The organism is Haloactinospora alba (assembly GCF_006717075.1).
GTDB classification, from domain to species: domain Bacteria; phylum Actinomycetota; class Actinomycetes; order Streptosporangiales; family Streptosporangiaceae; genus Haloactinospora; species Haloactinospora alba.
In genome coordinates, this window is sequence record NZ_VFQC01000001.1 from 2,448,518 (window position 1) to 2,467,001 (window position 18,484).

Below are 18,484 nucleotides of genomic sequence, written 5' to 3' on the forward strand. Positions count from 1 at the left end.
GTTCGGCACCGCTCTCCGGCGAATACGATTGGGGCCGTTCCCGTCCCCGAGCCAGGTGAGAACCATGCTCTTTCTGCTGCCGCCGTCGGAGGGTAAGGCAACCGCGGGGTCCGGTCCTCGGCTGGACCCCGCGGCGCTGAGTCTTCCGGAGACCGCGAGTGCCCGCGAGACAGTGTTGGAAGCGCTGGAGACCCTGTGTGCGGGACCGGAGGAGGACGCCCGGCAGGTGTTGGGCCTGTCGGCGGGGCAGGCCGCGAAGATAGCGCACAACCGGGAGCTCCGCACCGCCCCCACTCTGCGCGCCGCCGACCTGTACACCGGTGTGCTGTACGACAGGCTCGGCCTCGGTGACCTTCTCACCGGCGGGAACGCCGAACGCGTCCGCGGCTCCGTGCTGATCTTCTCGGGACTGTGGGGAGTGGTCGGTGTCACCGACCAGCTACCGCCCTACCGGCTCTCCATGGGGGTGAAGCTCCCGCCGCTGGGAGCTCTCGGTGCGTTCTGGCGCAAGCACCTCACCACTCCGCTTCTCGAACACGCCGGGGACCGGTTGCTGGTGGACTGCCGCTCCTCGGCCTACGCGGCCGCTTTCAAACCCTCGGGAGAGACGGCGGAGCGTACGGTGTCGGTGCGTGTACTGCGGGATACGGGAAGCGGGGAGCACGCACAACGGTCCGTGGTCAGCCACATGGCCAAAGCCACGCGGGGGGAGATCGCCCGGGACATGCTGGCCAAGGGCGAGGACGCGCGGACGCCGGCCGAGTTCGTCACGGCGCTCAACGACCTCGGCTACCCCACGGAGCTCACCGCCCCCTCCCGCAAGGGCCGCCCGTACACGGCGGACATCGTCCTGCGGGACGGGACCGCTCCTGTCAGCTCATCCTGAGGTCCACCAGCGCCTCGGCGAGTTCCTCCCGCTCGTCGCCCATGCAGTCCCACGGTGTACCCACGACGAGGTTCCCCACCTGTGCGAGGTGCCACCGGGCCGCGTCGGGAACGTCCGCCCGGTACATGGACCAACCGAACAGGTGGTGGCCCTCCAGGTCGTCGGGATGGGGCCGGGGGTCCGCCGCGCACCACTTGGCCGCGGCGGATTTGAGTTCCGCGACGAGTCCCGCCTCCCAGTAGTCCGTCTCCAACGTCGCGAACGCGAACGTCTTCCCCTGTTCGAGAACCATCTCGATGAACACGGCACTGAGATACTCGTAGTGCGCCATGGGCAGCATCGCACTCGCCGGATGCCCCGGAGGCAGAGCGTCCACCGTCTGCCGGGCGAACGCGAACATCTCCTCGTGCGACCCGCCCCACTTCAGGCACAGTGCCTGAAGCCGGAGCCAGTTCGCCCGGTAGAGGGAGCGGCACCGTCGGGCGACACTGTCCCAGACAGCGTCCTCCTGCTGCCGGTCGAGCTGCATGCCCATCGCATACGCCAACATTTCGGACCAGGGGACAGGATCGTCCGGGCGCCGTCGGGCAGCTTCCAGGAGAGGTTCCTCGGCCGCTCCCAGACTCGCGAAGAACAGCTTGTACCGGCCCTCGCCCACGGTATCGGCGAAGCCGCCTCCACGGATCTCCCACGCCTCCCGGACCAGGGTGGCGCCCACCCACAGCAGGACATCCGACGCTTCCTCGGCGGGCATGCCGTCGGTGAACAGGTCATAGATCTCGCCGCTGCGTCCGAGGGCGGAGTCGCTGAGAGCACCCAGCCGGTAGGAGCGCTGTTCGTAGTCGTAGCGCGACTCTCGCAGCAGCGCGAGGCCAGCCTGCAGGTACCCCTGCTCCACAGCGGATGCCCCCGCGTTGAGGGCCGGGTCGTGCCAGAGCTCACCGGTGGCCAGCGTCTGCGCCACCGAGGCGATTCTCGTCTGTCGTTTGCCGCGCCCGAACAGTCCCATAGCCACGGCACTTTAGCGCCCCTGCCGCGCCGCCGGAACAGCGCCTCACGGTTTCCGGGGCCCGAACGTGGGACCAACCGGACCGCGGCACGGTCCCTCGGTCTTTATCTCGCTCATACTCCGCGCACGCAACAATCGGGAGTATCGGATGCGAGATGCTGGTGAACGGCACGTCCGGGTGTGGGGCGGGGCGGTGACACCCCAACCACACCCGGACCATGCGTGGCGGACGCTTCCGCGGTTCCGGCCTCGGGCCCCATCCCGGTGAGCCGGAGCGAAAGGTCCGCAACGGTGGGTCAGTCCAGGTAGTCCCGCAGCACCTGGGAACGGGAGGGGTGGCGGAGTTTGGACATGGTCTTGCTCTCGATCTGCCGGATCCGCTCGCGGGTGACCCCGTAGACCTTGCCGATCTCGTCGAGGGTCTTGGGCTGGCCGTCAGTGAGACCGAACCGCATGGACACCACTCCGGCCTCACGCTCGGAGAGGGTGTCCAGCACCGAGTGCAGCTGCTCCTGCAGCAGGGTGAAGCTGACCGCCTCTCCCGGCTGGATCGCCTCGGAGTCCTCGATGAGGTCCCCGAACTCGCTGTCGCCGTCCTCCCCCAGCGGGGTGTGCAGCGAGATCGGCTCACGGCCGTACTTCTGCACCTCGACGACCTTCTCCGGGGTCATGTCGAGCTCCTTGGCGAGCTCCTCCGGGGTGGGCTCGCGGCCGAGGTCCTGCAGCATCTGGCGCTGGACCCGCGCGAGCTTGTTGATGACCTCCACCATGTGGACCGGGATACGGATCGTGCGCGCCTGGTCGGCCATCGCACGGGTGATCGCCTGCCGGATCCACCAGGTGGCGTAGGTGGAGAACTTGAAGCCCTTGGTGTAGTCGAACTTCTCCACGGCCCGGATCAGGCCGAGGTTCCCCTCCTGGATCAGGTCCAGGAACAGCATCCCCCGTCCGGTGTAGCGTTTCGCCAGCGAGACGACGAGCCGGAGGTTCGCCTCGAGAAGGTGTTTCTTCGCCCGGCCACCGTCGTCGGCGATCCACTCCAGTTCCTCACGGAACTCGGAGGAGAGGCTGTGCCGCTCCTCGGAGAGCTTCTCCTCCGCGAACAGGCCCGCCTCGATCCGTTTGGCGAGCTCCACCTCCTGCTCGGCGTTCAGCAGCGAGACGTTGCCGATCTGCTTGAGGTAGTCCTTGACCGGATCCGCCGTCGCCCCGGCCGCAGCCACCTGCGCGGCAGGAGCGTCGTCGTCGTCCTGGTAGAGGATGAAAGCCTCATCCTCGGAGGTGTTCGCTGCCGCCTTCTCAGGTATCCCGGCCACCTCGGGGGTGAGGCCGGAACCGGCCACCGGGCCGTCAGCGGGCTCGGACCTGTCCATCGGGTCCTCGACGAGCTCCAGCTCAACGCCGGTGTCCTCGAGTTCACCCGCCTCTTCGAGCTCGAAGTCCTGGTCCTCGGCGGGCTCCAGACCGCTCTCCTGCGTGGCGGCCTTGTCGCCCTGCTCCTCCTGCGGGGCGTCACCGGACTGCTCTGCGCTTCCGGACTTCTCGCTCTTGGCGGAGGAAGCGGCCTTCCCGGAGCTCTTCGACTTCTTCGCAGTGCTCTTCTTCGCCGAGCTCTTCGCCGAACCACCGCTGGCAGACGACTTCTCCTCGGACGCCTGTTCGGAGGCCTGCTCGGAGGCCGCCTCCTCGTCCGCGGAGGCCTTCGCCTGCGTATCGGCACCGGAATCGACGACCGCTGTCACGGTCTCGGACTGTTCCTGCGCCGCCGCGGCACGCTTGGACTTGCCGGAACTCTTCTGCTGGTTGTTCGAACTCTTCTGCTGGCTGGCCGACTGCTGGCTGGCCGACTTCCGGCGGGCAGACTTACGGCGCGTGGGTGCGGATTCCTCGGCCCCCACGACGAGAGTCACGCCTTCTTGGGTCAGACCGCGGAGAATGGTCTGGGCCTGCGACATCGGAATGTCGGCCTCCTCGAAGGCACGGCGCACGTCCTCGGGCTCAAGGTACCCCTGGGACCGCCCACGCTCGATCAGCTGCTGGATGACAGGCTCTTGCAGCGATTCTTGCTGTTTAGAGCGGGTCGAACTGGCAGGTGACACAAACACCTCTCGAACGGACGTGTGGCGAGATTGCTGGACCCGGCGGCCCAAAGAGCCGCGAGGGAGAGCGAGCACCCTCTCCTCGCTGTTGACCGGGATCCTCCCCCGCCGGGGACGGGGAAGCCGGTTTTTTTCAGCGTATGCGCCCTCTCTGGCGTTTGGGCACATCCGCCCAGTAGGATTTTTCTCCGCAACCGCGCGGATCGAATCCCACCGTCGGGTCCCCTACATCACCCCCCGCTTCAGCGGGGTTGACGGTTCCTCCACCTTAGGCAAAGTGTCGGACTTCTTCGTACGGTTCACTTATCAAGCTCCGGTTGGAGCACCGGGAGGTGCACGGCGAGCAGTGTGACGTCATCGTCCTGCTCATACCCTGTGAGCATGCCCTCAACAAGGTAGTTGAGTACTTCCTGTGGATCACCCACCACCCCCGGCGGCGCCTGGGACGCCATGCTGACAAGTTCGTCGAGACCGGCGGCGACGGAACGCTTCCGGTTCTCAACAAGTCCATCGGAGTAGAGCACGACAGTGTTACCGGGTTGTACGAAAAAATTGTGGTGCCCCCGTTGCGAACTCACTCCGAGTGGTGTTCCTGGTTCAGCGCGCAGCAACCAGGGCTCCGTGTTCTCCGCCACCACCAGCGGCGGCAGGTGCCCCGCGTTACTGAGATCGATCTGACCTGTTTCCGGGTCAAGCACGAAGTAAACCAACGTTGTCACTTGGTCCACTTCCTCGGTGGCGTCGAACATGCGGTCAAGCCCGGTCATCACCTCGGCGGGTTCGGGCATGCTGAACGCCAGGGCCCGCAACGCGTTCCGGACCCGGCTCATTCCGGTGGCGGCCTTGATCCCCTTGCCCATGACGTCGCCGAGCACCCCCGCGACCCGGCCGTCCGGCAGCGGGAACGCGTCGTACCAGTCCCCGCCCACCTGGACGTGCTGTGTCCCCGGACTGTACGAGGACTGCATCCGAACGCCCTTGACCTCGGGAAGCTCCTCCGGAAGCAGACTCTTCTGCAGCGCTTCGGCCGTGCGGTGCTCCCGCTCGAAGAGCGTCGCCCGCTCCAGCGCCAGAGCGCACTGCCCCGCCAGCGCTTCCAGGAAAACGCGCTCCTCCTCGGATATCTCACGCTGACTGGTGAACGCGAACCGCAGCGCTCCGATCGGCAGCCCGGCACTGACCAGCGGGAGCGCCACCCACGCCTGTTCGTCGGTACCGGCCAGGAACTCGGTGACCGAGGGGGCGTCGTGCAGGAGGGCACGCAACTCCAGCGGGTTTCCCGCGATGAACGGCTTCCGCTCCCGGGCCGCTTGCGACATGGTTCCCGGATACTCCAGCCCGGCCTCCTCCGGCTGGTCACCCGGGACGTCGTCCTCCCGCTGACTCAGTACCCGTAGCCGCAACCGCTCCCGGTCCAACTGCGCCACGGCGGTACGGTCCGCTCCCACCGCTGTCCAGCCGATCTCCGCGATCGCCCGCACAACCTGGTCCACGGTCAGCGCCTCGGCGAGATCGGACGTGGCCTTCTGCAGCCGGACGGTCCGCAACGCCGCCTCACCGAGCTGTTGGGTGAGGCGCTGGCGCATGTCGTCGGCCTCGTGTTGTGTCGTGACGTCGATGTTGGCACCGACCCACTCGATGACGGCGCCGCCGCGCATGATGGGGACCGCCCGGGAACGGAAGTTCCGGAAGTCGCCGGACTGCGAGCGCACCCGGAACGTCGTGTCGAAACCGGTGGAGTCGGCGACGGCCTCCTGCCAGAGGTGCTCCACCCGCTGACGGTCGTCGGGGTGGATCGTCTCCAGCCACCCCTGGCCGAGGTACTGTTCGACGCTCTGCCCGGTGATGGCCCGCCACTCCGGGCAGTCCTCGGCGATGTTGCCGTCGGGACGGGCGGACCACACGATCTGGTTCGTCGCTCTGAGCAGCGAACGGTACCGCTCCTCGCCCCGGCGCAGCGCCGCTTCCACCGCCTGCTCGTCGCTCAGGTCGAGCGTGATGAGCACGACGCCCGCTATCCCACCGTCCTGCTGGTGGGCGGGGAACCACGACATCGCCCACGGCTGCGCGTCGTGGTTGCCGGAACGCGGAGCGGAGAGTATCCGCTGGTCGCTGTAGACCGTCGGCTCCCCTGCAAGCACCGCAGCAAGCGCCCGCTCGTGCTCGGCCACGTCTCCCGCGCACTCCAGCACCTCCGCTGGTGTCCGCCCCTGGCAGTCCGCCGCGGACTTCCCGTAGACAGCAGCGAGGGTGCGGTTGACCCGCTGGAACCTGTACTGGGTGTCGAAGAAGGCGAAACCGAGCGGGGCTTCCTTGAGCAGGACCTCCAACAGCGCGGAGTCCAGCGTCCCAAGACTGGGCACGCGAGGGAGCGGAACGGACGTTTCGGTGCTCAACTATGACACCTCCAGGGCCCTTCCCAACTCGAGGCGCGCTTCCGACCACCGGAAGCGCGGCTCATACTCGGCAAGCGAGGCTACGCACCGTGCTCAGAGTGCGACGTCCCCGCGCCGCACCCGGCGTTACACCCGCTAACCGCTACCACTGCCTCAGCATAAGCGACGAACGCGCGGCCACGGTGGTGGAGGTGACATGGAAGACCGGTGGTGGCGACGGAAAGTGAATGCCGCACGGCAACCGCCACCCCACGGTCACGGCCCGCGCGCCCCGCCGCCGCGTGCTCCCGCACCGCCACGCACACGACCTCCCCGCCGCGGAGGACACCCACACACCCGGAAACACGCCGCCGCGGAATCCGCTGCGCACACCCCTTCCACGTGACAGACTGGCCCGGGAAGAGGTCACTGTTACGGACACCACCAGCGAGGGACGTGACCCGCTATGCTCCATACCCACCTGACAGGGGATTCACAGCAGGTAACCGTCAGACTCCACGACGAGTTCAACGCCCTGTCACGGCTGTGTATCGAACGCTGTGTCCACGACGCGTGGAGGTGCGCGGAACACCTCGGGTTCCGCGTCACCACGGGGCTCGTGGAGCGCCTCGCTCGGGAGCGCCTACACGCCGTGCTCAACTCCGAGCCCTCCCCGAGGGCACGCGTCGGCGCCTCCGCTTCCGCGGCCGCGGTACCGGAGTCCCGCCGGGAGTCCTCGCCCGGAGATTCCCGGAATCAGCCATGGAACGGACCATACGTGCAATAGGCTCGGAGGGGTGTCCGTACCGTCCCACTCTTCCCAGCCAGATTCCGGGCCAGTGCCCAGCGCCGTTTTCGCTGAGATGCTGCGTGCCGCGCACACCCTGCTGTCAGTGCGCGAGCCCCTCGACGCCGAGGTGGGTGTCAGCGAGATGCTCGGGGCATGGTGGGCGCGGAAGATGCCCGGCGTCGACGTGGAACGCCGGCTCGGCGAGGGACTGGTCGCCCACGCTGCCGACTCCGGCACACCCGCCGGGTTGGCACTGCTCAGCGGGATCTCGGTACTCGGCACCTCCCAGCGTCAGCGCCGGCTCGCCGCGGAATCCGCGCGGAGCCTGCGGGCCCAGGGGGTTTCCGGCCCGTCCTGGACAACGTCCGTGGGAGAGGTACTGCCGCAGAGCGCCTACATATCGGGCACGAGGTACGGCGACACGGACGAGGTCATCTGCGTCTTCCGTTACGCTCCCACAGCCGGTACCGACGCGGCGCACCACGCTCTGATCGCGGCGATCGACCACAACAGTGGCGGCGTGCTCCGCGACGCCTGGGTGACCGCCAAACCCCAGCAGCTGATCGAACGCTGCGAGGAGCAGAAGAACCGCGACCCCATGTCCGTGTTCGCCGCGACCCGGCCGGAGCGCGCCCGCACCCTGTTGGAGAACGCCATCCAGCGCACCGACCAGGTACTGGGCGGGAAACCGGAGAACCCCGTCCGCAGTGTGGGTATCAGCGAGCAGGACCTGGCCGGCGGCTCCCTCGCAGCCCACCACGCGCTGACCCGGGCACGGGTGCGCTCCCTGCCGCGCGAGGCCGAGCCTCCGGCAGAGCCGGTGTGGCGCCCCGACCACCGGGCCGTTCTCGCGGCGCGCTTCCTGGCGTCCGAGGAGGCGGCCGAGCTCTCCGACTCCTATGCCGCCAGCCGGTGCGTCGACCACATCATCGGTTACGGCTGCGACATCGACGCCGGGCGTCCCACGCGTGTCAGCCCGAGCAAGGTGGAAACGTTCCTGCTGAGCTGGCTACCGCGCCGTACGGTCCTGCTTCCCGAGGAGCAGGAGGCCATGCCGCACGTGCTGGCGGCATGGATCCGGTGGGCCGGAGCACGCAACGAGCTCCCGGAGTCCGCGGTCGGTGCCACACTCGACGCCCTGTGGAACTCCACCGCCGTCTTCACCAACACCTATCCGGACCCCGCCTCCTCGTTCGGCCTACGCCAGGAGGTGATCCGGCGGCTGCTCCCCGACGGGGACCTGGCGGCCCTCCCGCGGCGGATGTTCGCGTTCCCGCTGCTCACCAGTGACCTGCTCGCCGACTCGGCGCACGAGTTCGACCCGACCACGCGGGAGGGGCGCCGGGCGCTGCTGAAGCTGGACCATTTCGGCCACTACGAGTCCCCGACGGAACACCGGGGCAAACACTCGGCGGGAGGCCGGACACCCAGCAGCGGGGAGACCCCTTCGGAGGAGGACCTGGCAGCGCACGAACGGCTGGCCGAACGCTTGTGGCACGGCGATCCCCCCGCCCTGTGGAACGCTGCCCAGCGGCTGCTCGACCGGGGCTGCGGTCGCTCCGTGGTGCTGCAGGAACTGCTCGCGGTCCTCGCGGACACCGACGGTCACGACGAGGAGGAGCTGCGGGAGCGGTTGGAGAACTTATGACCGGGGTTCCAGCATGCGTTCCCGCAGCTCCCGCACGGTGCGTTGGGAGATTCCCAGACCGTCGCGGACGTAGGCGTCGAACGAGCCGTGCAGGCGGTCCGCCTCCGCGAACGCCGTCTCCAGGTACTCCCGGCGCACTTCCACCAGCGGGAGGAAGGCTTCCGGGGCGAAGCCATAGTTCCGGACCAGCAGGTGCGCCCAGTCCTCGAGCCCGCCCAGCCGCGCGTTGCTGGCGAGGTAGTCGGCGACGACCGTCTCCGTGGGGACGCCGAGCAGGCGCAGCAGGACCGCCGCCCCCCACCCGGTACGGTCCTTTCCCGCGCTGCAGTGGAACACGAGCGCCCCGGGCCCGGCCGCGGCCCGCTGGATGAGCTCCCGGTAACCGGAGCACGCCTCGTCGCTGGCGACGAGCATCCGGTTCACCCCGTGCATGAACCGCTCCGCCCCGTTGTCCGCCAGCAGTGCGTGGGCGCGCTCGGCGTCGGCGAGGAGGGTGACGAGGTCGGCGTTGGGGGAGGGAGCTTCCGGGGTGCCGCTGCTGCCCGGCGCGGGGGAACCGTGGGAGCGGGGCTCACGCTCTCCCGCCGGCGCGGACGGCGGGCTTTTGGTGGGCGTGACGTCCAGGGGCACGTACTCGGCTCCGTCCGGAATCCGGTCCGCCTCCCGCGCACGCTCCGTCTCCGTGCGGAGGTCGACCACCTGGCGCAGTCCCAGGGAACGCAGCGCCGCGAGGTCGGACTCCTCCAGCCTGTGCAGGGTACCCGCGCGGTAGAGCACCCCGCTACGCACACGCTCCCCGTTATGTGTGGCATAGCCCCCGACGTCGCGAAAGTTGGGGGCCGCGGCAAGTATGGGTGAATTGTTCGTCACGCCGGTGACAGTACACGCACTCCCCTACCGCGCGGGAGTCGCGTCCCCTCACGTTCCGCTCCGCAGGGCGGGGATCTGCTCGCTGGCCTCCTTGACGTCCTTGACCGTGTCGACCCCCCGCCAGAACGCGTTGATCCGGTACCCGAAGAGACGCCCCTCGGCCGCGAGATCCGGGAAGGTGGTGGCCTCGTGGTCTCCCTCCTCCGGAAGCAGCGCCAGGGCTTCCCGCTCGAAGACGTACACCCCCGCGTTGATCCAGAACGGCAGCAACGGGCTCTGCGTGAACCCCTCGATCGTGCCGTCCTCCGTCACGTCCACGATTCCCCAGTTCGTCCGGTACTGGGCGAGCGCCAACGTCGCCAGCCCGCCCTTCTCGCGGTGGTAGTCGGTGAACTCCTCCAGCGAGAACCACGTGAGAACGTCGCCGTTCAGGGCGTAGCAGGCTCCCTGGCCCTCCCGCAGACCGGAGGAGGCGTAACGCAGCGCCCCGCCGCGTCCCAACGGCTCCTCCTCGACCAGCAGTGTGATCTCGGGGCCACCGCGGCGGGTGTTGAGGTGCTCCCGCAGGACGTCGGCCTTGTACCCGCAGGAGACGACCACGTGTTCCACGCCGTACTCGGCGAGCCACTCCAGCTGGTAGTCGATGATCGGCCGGTCGGCCACCTCCACCATGGCTTTGGGGCGGGTGTCGGTGTAGGGACGCAGCCGGGTCGCCTGACCGCCGGCGAGGATGATGGCCTGGTTGATGGGAGTGGTGGATCGGTTCATGCCAGCGGAGGTTAACAGGACGTGCCGTCGTGTCACGCCCAGCTCCTTGTCCGGTGGACGCTGGCCGCCACGAGCGGCGCGCCCAGCACCGCGCCGACGGGCCGGTCGGGAATGCGCAGCGGATCCTCCGCCGGGAGGCCGGGAAACACCGCCGGGCCGCGCTGGGGCGCCGCGCACGCGTCCATCGGAGGGCTTACACAGGACCTACCCTTGGGTGACCTCGGCGTAAGCGTTGCGGACGTCCTCGCGGGTGACCACGGTGAGTTCCGCGGCGGTGGCGGAGTTCCCGTAGTCCTGGGAGACACGCAGGTCCCGGTGAGCGCACGCTTTCTCGAACAGCGAGCGGACGAACCGGCCGTTACCGAGTTCGTCGATCCAGCCGGCGGAACAGACGTAGTCGAAGATCCGCCGGAGGTCCGCGCGCGCCGCCTCCTCGAAAACGTCGCCGGCGCTCTCCGCCACACCGTCGGCGATCTCGGTCAGCTCGCCGGGAGTGTAGCTGGGGAAACCCACGCGGATGTTGAAGCGGGAGGAGAGGCCGGAGTTGCTCGCGAGGAACCGCTCCATCTCCGCGGGGTAGCCGGCGAGCACGACCACGAGTCTGGAACGGTCGTCCTCGGCGCGTTTCAGCAGGGTCTGCACCGCCTCGGCCCCGAACGCGTCGCCGCCGCTGTATCCGGGGTTGTCCAGGGAGTAGGCCTCGTCCACGAACAGCACGCCCCCCAGTGCCCGGTCGACGAGCTTCCCGGTCTTGATCGCGGTCGCTCCCAGGTGCTCGCCGACCAGGTCCAGACGCTGCGCCTCGACGACATCCGGGCGGCTGAGCAGTCCCAGGGCGGCGAAGACCCGTCCGAGGATGCGTGCCACCGAGGTCTTGCCGGTGCCGGGCGGTCCGGTGAAGACGAAGTGCCGCATCGGCGGCTGGTTCCGCAGCCCCTGCTCCTCGCGCAGCTTGGCCACCTGCAGCTGTGCCACGATCGAGCGGACCTGGCGTTTGACCGGTTCCAGACCGATCATGTCGTCCAGCTCGGCCAGTGCCTCCTCCACGTCCGGAGGCTCCGCGAAACCGGAGAGCCGTCCGGTCAGTTCGGTGAAAGCGCTCGTGATGTCCGTGGCGCGCACCGTGACCAGCTCTCCGGTGTCCGGTCGGTTCCTGCCCTGCTGCGCGGTGACGACGCGCACGTCGCGGGCCTCGGTCGCCTTCTCGACGAGCGAGCGGGCGAACCGTCCGTTGCCCAGTTCGTCGACGACCTCCCGTTGCTGGACCTGCTCGAACCTCCGTTGCAGCGCGGGCCGCGCCTCCTCCGCGATGGCCTCGCCGCGCTGTTCCAGCAGTGATTCCGCGATGCGCTGCAGCTCCGCCGCGGAGAAGCTGGGAAACGTGACACGGGTGTCGAACCGGGACGCCAGACCCGGGTTGGAGGCCAGGAAACGCTCCATCTCGTCCCGGTAGCCCGCCAGGATGATCACCAACCCGTTGCGGTCGTCCTCGGCGCGTTTCAGCAGGGTCTGCACCGCCTCGTTCCCGAAGCGGTCGGGTTGCCCGTCCCCGTCGTTCACCAGGGAGTACGCCTCGTCGACGAACAGCACCCCGCCCAGGGCACTGTCGATGAGCTGGTTGGTCTTGATCGCGGTCGCTCCCAGGTACTCCCCCACCAGGTCGGCGCGTTGCGCCTCGACGACGCGGGAGGAGGGCAGGAGTCCGAAGGCGTGGAAAACCCGCGCCAGTGTGCGCGCCACGCTGGTTTTCCCCGTTCCGGGAGGCCCGGAGAACACCAGGTGGCGTAACGGCCGTTCCACGCTGTAGCCCGCATCGGCACGCAGCCGGGCCGCTTCGATGGAGGCGGCGAGCGCGCGCACCTCCTGCTTCACCGGCTCGAGCCCGATCATGTTCTCGAGTTCGGCCAGGGCCTCGTCCGCCGAGACGGCCGGGGGATCGTCCCCGTCACCCGGCGCGTTCGCGGCGGACGGCCCGCTGGCACCGCGTGCCGGCACGGTCGAACCGGGGCGGAACCGGGGGCGCCGGTTGGCGTCGTCCGGTCGTCGGGTGGCGGTGCCGTCCCGGTTGTGCATGCCGCGGCGCAACCGGTAGGCGGCCACGAACCGCCATCCCAGCGCCGCGCCGGACGCCGCCGCCGTGAGGACGAGCCCCAGCGCTGGTGGGAACGCCGAGGTGAGCATCCCGGCCAGCGCCACCGCCAGTCCCACGATGAGCCCGACGAGCAGAGCGAGCAGGGTCGTGTGCCACACCGGGAACTCGGGGATCCGGGTGGCCACCACCGAAACCGACAGCGGTAACAGCGGTAACAGCAGCAGGACCGCCGAGTCGGCGGTGGGGATCGGGACCTGGAACAGCACGAAGGCGAGCCCCAGCCACACCAGGCTCACCGACGTCGTCGCCACGGCCTCCGTGGAGCGCATCAACGCCGCGAACACCAGGAGGGACGCGAGTGTCACACCGACGGCTGCCGGGACCGGGACTCCGAGGAGGAACGCCAGAACGGCGACAGCCACAATGACAGCAGCGCCCGCGAGCAGGCGGTTGCGTGGCGGATGCCGGTAGTAGCGGGCGCGGAGGCGTTCCACCGGGGACGTCTGTCGTGGCTCCCGACCCGTTCGGGAGTGGTCCGCACTCGGCATTCCCCTGACCCTCTCCCTCCTCGTCTCGTACTCGGTCGGTGCGGCGCTGCCGCCCCGTCCGCGTTCCCGGAAACCGGGTTACCTGCCGGTGGTGGGAGGCGGAGCCGTGCACCGGTTCAGAGCAGCGGAAGCTGGGCGCCACGGTTGGGCTTGGGTTTGCGCAGGTGTCGCCACCGCGGCAGCCGGTCCATGTACGACCAGCTCACCCGGTGGTGGGGAGTGGGCCCGTGCTCCCCCAGAGCCGCGCGGTGCACGGGTGAGGGGTAGCCGACGGCGGTGGCGAACCCGTAGCCCGGGTAGTGCCCGTCCAGGCCCGCCATGAACGTGTCGCGTTCCACCTTGGCCAGGACGGACGCCGCGGCGACCGACACGCAGGAGAGGTCGGCCGCCACTTCGGTACGTACCCGCCAGGGCGGCCCGAGGTAGTCGTGCCTGCCGTCCAGGAGGACCGTGTCGGGCCGCTCGCGCAGCCCTTCCAGCGCGCGGTTAGCTGCCACGCGCAGGGATTCGGTGAGCCCGAGCTCGTCGATCTCGGCCGGCTCCGCCCGCCCGAACGCGTAGTCTCCGACCCAGGTGCGGAGGAGGTCGTCGACCTCCGCGCGGCGTTTGGGGGTGAGCTTCTTGGAGTCGGTCAGCCCTGCGGGAGGCGCGGTTCCGTCGGTGACGGCGGCGCACACGAGCACCGGACCCGCCCAGGCTCCCCGTCCCACTTCGTCGACTCCGGCGATGACGCCGGCGCCGTTCTCGGACAGTTCGTGTTCCAACGCGTAACTGGGCGTTGGGTTCGAGGAGGTGTCGGCCACTTCGCCGAGGATAGTGGCAGCGTACCTGTTCCCAAAGCGCGGTCGGTGGCAGGTCCGGGATCCGTCGCGGCCGGGCGGGGTGGAACGCGCCGCTCGGACTCCGCGGCACGCTCCCTGACGGGATGTGCCGGTACCGACAACAGCTCCGGAAAATCGCGTTGGGCGCGGAAGAGCGGCCCCCGTTCCCCTATGCTGAGAACAGCCCGCACAGAGCCTGCTGGGCAGGGGAAGCCGACGCACTTAAGGAACAGCCGCATGTCCGCCGCCTCCAGTGACGAGGATTCGGTCGCCAAACTCATCGAGATCTCGCACCGGCCCACGGTCGGGCAACGACTCATCTCGTGGGCGTCCCGCCCACCCGGTCGTCTCTACATACCGGCCTGCGTCGTCGTGGCTCTCGTCCTGCTGCACGAGGACAGCGTTCCCGGCGGCCACCTGACCAGCTTCGTCCTGGGCATGGGCGGCGGTGCGTTCCTGGCGGGAATGGGCGCGCTACGGCTGGGTATCGCGTTGACGGTGGCCCGGCCGATGATCCGTTACTACTGGTTGCGCTGGATCTCCGCTCCGGCCATCGCTCTGCTCACCCTGGGTCTCTCCGTCGCCGACGTCCCCCTCACCTCACGGGTCGAGGCCTCCAGCGCGCAGCTCACCGAGGTGCGCGCTACGGCGGACTCCTCGACCACCCTTCCGATGGGCGGGGAGTGGGCCGGGTGGTACCCGCTGCGGGCGGTATCGGTCTCGGACGGGATCACCAGGTACACGATCCGGGGAGCGGGGCTCCTCCACACGTCGGGCCTGGCCTACAGCACCGAGGCGCTCCCGACCGGAACCTTCATAGACGGGCAGGACAGCGTGGTTTACGAACACGTCTCCGGCAACTGGTACTCCTGGACCGAATACTGAGTTCCCCGGATTCCGGGTGGCGTTTCTCACTACCAGACTTCACCCATCACAGGCGTATCTCTCACTTTCCTTTTATCCGGTATCGGTAATCCTGGGCGCAGCTTTTGATTCAGAGCCGAATCGAGGGGCGGATACGCCATGAACGAATTCATGATGACCCTGCATCTGCGCGTCTACGACGCTGTCATGGCACTGCGCCGCGCCCGCCTGCGGGGCGACGCGGAACTGTGCGAAGCCCAGGCCGGGGAGATCGAGGACCTCGTGGAGATCGCCGCCCGGCACGGGATCGACATCGACGGAGGCTACGACGCACTGGCCCACGCCGGAGTGTGACCCACCCCACCACTTCCGGTGCACCCTCGCCCGAGACCGCGGACCCACCGAACGGAGGGAAGGCCACTGTCGGGGCGGCCGGCCGGCCCCCTGGCAGTTCAATTCCACGCAATACCGCAGGAAATTGTCTCTTTCGGCAAGACAAACGGCCGGGGAATCCTGTATGGATTCTCCCGGCCGCGCTCGTTTCCACGGGAAAAGCACCACGGCTCTTCCCGCTCGTCTAATCCTGCTGGGACCCCGCGTTACGGCGTTCGGCCGCCGCCGCTACCGACCCCTGCACCTGTTGGAACGCGTCGGAACCCGAGCCCTCCTCCGCGGCGGATTTCCGCTTCTCCCCGGAGGGGCGTTTGGACGACCGCTCTCCGAGCTCGGGCAGCATCCTGGCCAACACCATCGTGGACAGCGTCGAGGCCTCACTGCTCTCGCCCTGCGTTCGCACCACCAACGGCTCCGGCGCGTGCTCCGCCAGAGTCGCGCCCACGTCGATCCGGCGCCGGGCGAGCTCGTACTGCAGCATGGCGCGGTTGTCCCGGTAGGAGGTGGCCAGCCGCCGCTGGGCTTTCGCCTCGTTCTGCGCCGCGACCAGATCCGCCCGGCCCCGGGTCTCGATCTCGTCCCGCACCCGCTGCGCTTCGGTCTCCTGCTCCTCCAACGTCTGGGCGACGTCCTTGCGGGCCTTGTTCACCGCCGCGTTGACCTCGACGATCTTGGCGTCCCGGGTCTTCTTGGAGCGTTCGATGTCCATCAGCAGCGTGTCGATCCGGCGCTTACGCGTGAGCTCCCACTCCTGCTCGTAGGCGGTGAGCTCCTTGGCCACCCGTTCCCGGGTCGCCAGGTGCTGCTGGTACTGGCTGGGGAGCTGCACGTCGGGGATGTTGCACCCCATGATCTGCACGCCGTAGCGGCTCAGCTGCCGGTTGAGCAGGTCCTGCATGTCGGCGACGTCGGAGCCGCGCAGGTCGTAGGCGCTCTCGGTGAGCACCCGCCGGCTGCGCTGGCGGATCGCGTCCTGCACCGCGTTGGACAGCACGAGGTCGAAGTTACTGGCCCCGATCGTCCGGACGAACGCCACCGCGTCGGTGATGCGGAACTTCAGGAAGAACTCGATCGACTTCAGCGGGACGTTCTCGTGCGTGGGGCACGCCAGGACCGGTGCGGTGTAGGGAACCTCGGTGGAGATGTCCACCACGAAGTCCACGCGCGACCACGGGTGCCACAGGTAGTGCCGCCCCGGGTCGAGCTGGCCCACCACGGCCCCGTATTTCGTCAGGATCCCGATCGTTCCCTGCTCGATCTCCACGACCGCGGAACGCCACCACCACAGCAGGCCCAGTGCCATGGCGATCAGCGCGACCACCGCCACGGGCGTCGCGGTCCAGCCCACGAACGCCTGGGCCCCGACCGTGAGCAGCATCAGGGTGGTCAGCAGCATGTACACCGCGAACCAGACCAGCATCGTCCACGTCAGTCCGCGGCTGTCCCGGGGGATCACGACCGGGACGAGCGCTCCCTGGTCTCCGCCGCGTAGCAGGCGGGCGATGTCGCCCCAGGAGGCGAGCGCCTCCTTGATGCTGGACCCGTTGTGCTTCGGCGGGGATGTCTCAGTGGCCTGGCTCATTCGGTGCCCTCCTGGTCCGGAGCGGTGCGCGGCACGCCGGTGGAGTCCGCACCCTCCGGCGGTGCGTCGGTGACCGCGCTCAGCTTCTCGTCGAGGTCCTCATCGGTCACGGAGTCGCGGATCTCCGCGACCTGGTCCTCACCGGTGTCGGAGTCGGCGCTGTCCTCCGCGTCCGGCACCACCGAACGCTCCTCGGCCTCCAGCAGCTCGTTGATCTCGGCCTCCCGTTCGGAGATCCGATCCGAGATCTCCGACAGCCGCTCCCGGATAGCTGCCATGTCCTCCTCGGAGAACAGGGAGGCGTCGGTCTCGCCGATGATGCTGCGCGCGATACTCAGGAAGTTCACGCTGTCGGTGTCGCCGTCCCCAATGTGCAGTACCTGCGGGAGGCTGTCAGCGACGGACTCCAGCTTGTCCAACAGCTCCTTCTGGTAGCGGTAGTCGAGGATCTCCGGTGCCTCGGCGGCGCTGACCGCGCGGATGTCCAGGGCCTGGGCCTCCAGCAGGGCCGCGTTGGCGTTAGCGGTGCTCTCCGCCTCGACGAAACGCTTCCGCGCCACGGCCCGGGCCCGGTTGGACTCGCGCTCCAGCGCCGTGTCCATCTGCGCCTGGTACTGGGCGATCTCGGCCTGGATGGAGGAGAGCCGCTCGTTGAGCGAGGCGAGTTCCTTGTTCAGGTCCCCCTCGTTCTGCTCCTTGCGGAGCTGCAGCTCGTACTCGTAGGTGTAGGCCTCCTTCTCCACCCGGACCATCTCCGGAGCGGCCAGGTCCATCCGGTACTCCTGGTTGGAGGGTTCGGCGTGGGTGATGTTGGCGTTGGTCAGCCGCACCGCCGGCAGGAACTGCTGGTTGAGCTGCTCCAGGAGGTCCGCGGTGTTCTCCCCGACCATGTCGTAGATCCCGGAGGCCTCCTGACCGTAGATCAGGCTCCGCGTGGTCTCGCTGACCGCGTTGTTCAGCTTCTCCTCGAACCCCTGGACCGCGCCGAGCACGAAGATGAACTGTTCCGGGTCCTCGATCCGGAACTGCACGAACAGGTCGATCGAGGCCTGGACCCCGCTCTTGGTCGGCGCCTCGCGTATCGGGGCGTTGAACGGGTACTCCCGTGTGGTGTTCACGATGTAGGAGACGCGTTTCCACGGGTTGAAGAGGGTGACGCGCCCCGGGCCGACGACCTCTTCGAGCTTGCCGAACTTCGTGATGAGCGCCTGGCAGCCGTCCGGCACCATGACCATCCCCCGACGCCACCACACGAACGCGGCGAACCCGATCAGGACGACCCAGTAGTGCACCCCGAACCAGGGGTTCAGCAGCGCCGGGACACCGATCACCAGGGTGAAGTAGGGGTAGGTGGCCAGCTGTCCGATCACCCCCGCCACCGCCAGGAGGATCACGGGCAGTAGGGCGGTGAAGGTCCGGCCACGCGGGATCACCATCGGGCAGATGACGTGCACCGACCCGTTGTTGTCCCGGTCGAAAGAACTGCGGTTGAGGGCCTCGCCCGCGTTGTCCAGCGAGGTGCTCTGCTGCTCGATCCTGGTGCCGACCGAGGCGCCCTGTTCTCGGGCGGCCAGGAAGTCTCCGGGATCGAGTCCGCTTCCCTCAGCTGCCTCGCCGACCGCGTTGGTGACCGCCTCCTTCGCGTCGCCGCCCTGGGCGATCGTGGTAGCGGCCCCACGCACATTCTCCGCGAAGGACATAGGTTCCGACTCCTTGCCAAGTTTCCGAATGGCGGATCC

Annotated in this window: 13 protein-coding genes; 4 read left to right on the forward strand and 9 right to left on the reverse strand. The window is 68.6% G+C overall.

Going from position 1 to position 18,484, the window contains the following annotated elements; genetic code table 11:
- Positions 1 to 64: 64 nt before the first annotated feature.
- On the forward strand, positions 65 to 886 hold the full coding sequence (gene yaaA, locus FHX37_RS11010) for a peroxide stress protein YaaA (RefSeq protein WP_141923812.1): 822 nt from the start codon (positions 65 to 67) through the stop codon (positions 884 to 886).
- Here yaaA and FHX37_RS11015 read toward each other — a convergent pair.
- The 3 genes from FHX37_RS11015 to FHX37_RS11025 form a co-directional block, all read right to left on the reverse strand.
- Complete coding sequence (locus FHX37_RS11015; protein WP_141923813.1) at positions 873 to 1,850, reverse strand: hypothetical protein; 978 nt, start codon at positions 1,848 to 1,850, stop codon at positions 873 to 875. The genes yaaA and FHX37_RS11015 overlap by 14 nt on opposite strands.
- Positions 1,851 to 2,191: 341 nt before the next feature.
- Entirely contained in the window at positions 2,192 to 3,937 is a 1,746-nt protein-coding gene (locus FHX37_RS11020) for an RNA polymerase sigma factor (RefSeq protein WP_394344515.1), read from the reverse strand.
- 356 nt (positions 3,938 to 4,293) lie between these two features.
- Complete coding sequence (locus FHX37_RS11025; protein WP_246062241.1) at positions 4,294 to 6,357, reverse strand: SpoIIE family protein phosphatase; 2,064 nt, start codon at positions 6,355 to 6,357, stop codon at positions 4,294 to 4,296.
- An 875-nt stretch (positions 6,358 to 7,232) separates the two neighbouring features.
- Between FHX37_RS11025 and FHX37_RS11035 the strand changes: the two genes are divergently transcribed.
- Positions 7,233 to 8,807, forward strand: a complete 1,575-nt coding sequence (locus FHX37_RS11035; RefSeq protein ID WP_141925195.1) for a hypothetical protein — start codon at positions 7,233 to 7,235, stop codon at positions 8,805 to 8,807.
- Here the strand turns inward: FHX37_RS11035 and FHX37_RS11040 are convergent.
- From FHX37_RS11040 to FHX37_RS11055, 4 genes are all read right to left on the reverse strand, one after another.
- Positions 8,802 to 9,677 carry a tyrosine-protein phosphatase gene (locus FHX37_RS11040; protein WP_141923816.1) on the reverse strand — a complete coding sequence of 292 codons (876 nt, stop codon included), beginning with the start codon at positions 9,675 to 9,677 and terminating at the stop codon, positions 8,802 to 8,804. The two genes, FHX37_RS11035 and FHX37_RS11040, sit on opposite strands and share 6 nt — an antisense overlap.
- A gap of 48 nt (positions 9,678 to 9,725) precedes the next feature.
- The gene (locus tag FHX37_RS11045) at positions 9,726 to 10,445 is read right to left on the reverse strand and encodes a nucleotidyltransferase family protein (RefSeq protein WP_141923817.1); all 720 of its coding nucleotides are present in this window, start codon (positions 10,443 to 10,445) and stop codon (positions 9,726 to 9,728) included.
- Between the two features lie 204 nt (positions 10,446 to 10,649).
- Positions 10,650 to 13,085: an AAA family ATPase gene (locus tag FHX37_RS11050; protein ID WP_141923818.1), complete on the reverse strand. Its 2,436-nt coding sequence runs from the start codon at positions 13,083 to 13,085 to the stop codon at positions 10,650 to 10,652.
- A 116-nt stretch (positions 13,086 to 13,201) separates the two neighbouring features.
- Positions 13,202 to 13,888 (reverse strand): ribonuclease HII, encoded by a 687-nt coding sequence (locus FHX37_RS11055; RefSeq protein WP_246062243.1) that lies wholly within the window; start codon positions 13,886 to 13,888, stop codon positions 13,202 to 13,204.
- Positions 13,889 to 14,143: 255 nt separating this feature from the next.
- Between FHX37_RS11055 and FHX37_RS11060 the strand changes: the two genes are divergently transcribed.
- Both FHX37_RS11060 and FHX37_RS11065 read left to right on the forward strand, forming a co-directional pair.
- Entirely contained in the window at positions 14,144 to 14,791 is a 648-nt protein-coding gene (locus FHX37_RS11060) for a hypothetical protein (protein ID WP_141923819.1), read from the forward strand.
- A 138-nt stretch (positions 14,792 to 14,929) separates the two neighbouring features.
- Entirely contained in the window at positions 14,930 to 15,124 is a 195-nt protein-coding gene (locus FHX37_RS11065) for a hypothetical protein (protein ID WP_141923820.1), read from the forward strand.
- Positions 15,125 to 15,347: 223 nt separating this feature from the next.
- Here FHX37_RS11065 and FHX37_RS11070 read toward each other — a convergent pair whose 3' ends face one another.
- Positions 15,348 to 16,745, reverse strand: a complete 1,398-nt coding sequence (locus FHX37_RS11070) for an SPFH domain-containing protein (RefSeq protein WP_141923821.1) — start codon at positions 16,743 to 16,745, stop codon at positions 15,348 to 15,350.
- A complete protein-coding gene (locus FHX37_RS11075; protein ID WP_141923822.1) occupies positions 16,742 to 18,445 on the reverse strand; it encodes an SPFH domain-containing protein in 1,704 nt (567 codons plus the stop codon). The genes FHX37_RS11070 and FHX37_RS11075 overlap by 4 nt, the downstream gene beginning before the upstream one ends.
- Positions 18,446 to 18,484 lie beyond the last annotated feature (39 nt).

Bases quoted from the DNA above. Each gene is read 5' to 3' on its own strand.
- yaaA (WP_141923812.1), top strand. From the start codon at position 65: ATGCTCTTTCTGCTGCCGCCGTCGGAGGGTAAGGCAACCGCGGGGTCC.
- FHX37_RS11035 (WP_141925195.1), top strand. From the start codon at position 7,233: ATGCTGCGTGCCGCGCACACCCTGCTGTCAGTGCGCGAGCCCCTCGAC.
- FHX37_RS11045 (WP_141923817.1), bottom strand. From the start codon at position 10,445: ATGAACCGATCCACCACTCCCATCAACCAGGCCATCATCCTCGCCGGC.
- FHX37_RS11050 (WP_141923818.1), bottom strand. From the start codon at position 13,085: ATGCCGAGTGCGGACCACTCCCGAACGGGTCGGGAGCCACGACAGACG.
- FHX37_RS11060 (WP_141923819.1), top strand. From the start codon at position 14,144: ATGTCCGCCGCCTCCAGTGACGAGGATTCGGTCGCCAAACTCATCGAG.
- FHX37_RS11065 (WP_141923820.1), top strand. From the start codon at position 14,930: ATGAACGAATTCATGATGACCCTGCATCTGCGCGTCTACGACGCTGTC.
- FHX37_RS11070 (WP_141923821.1), bottom strand. From the start codon at position 16,745: ATGAGCCAGGCCACTGAGACATCCCCGCCGAAGCACAACGGGTCCAGC.
- FHX37_RS11075 (WP_141923822.1), bottom strand. From the start codon at position 18,445: ATGTCCTTCGCGGAGAATGTGCGTGGGGCCGCTACCACGATCGCCCAG.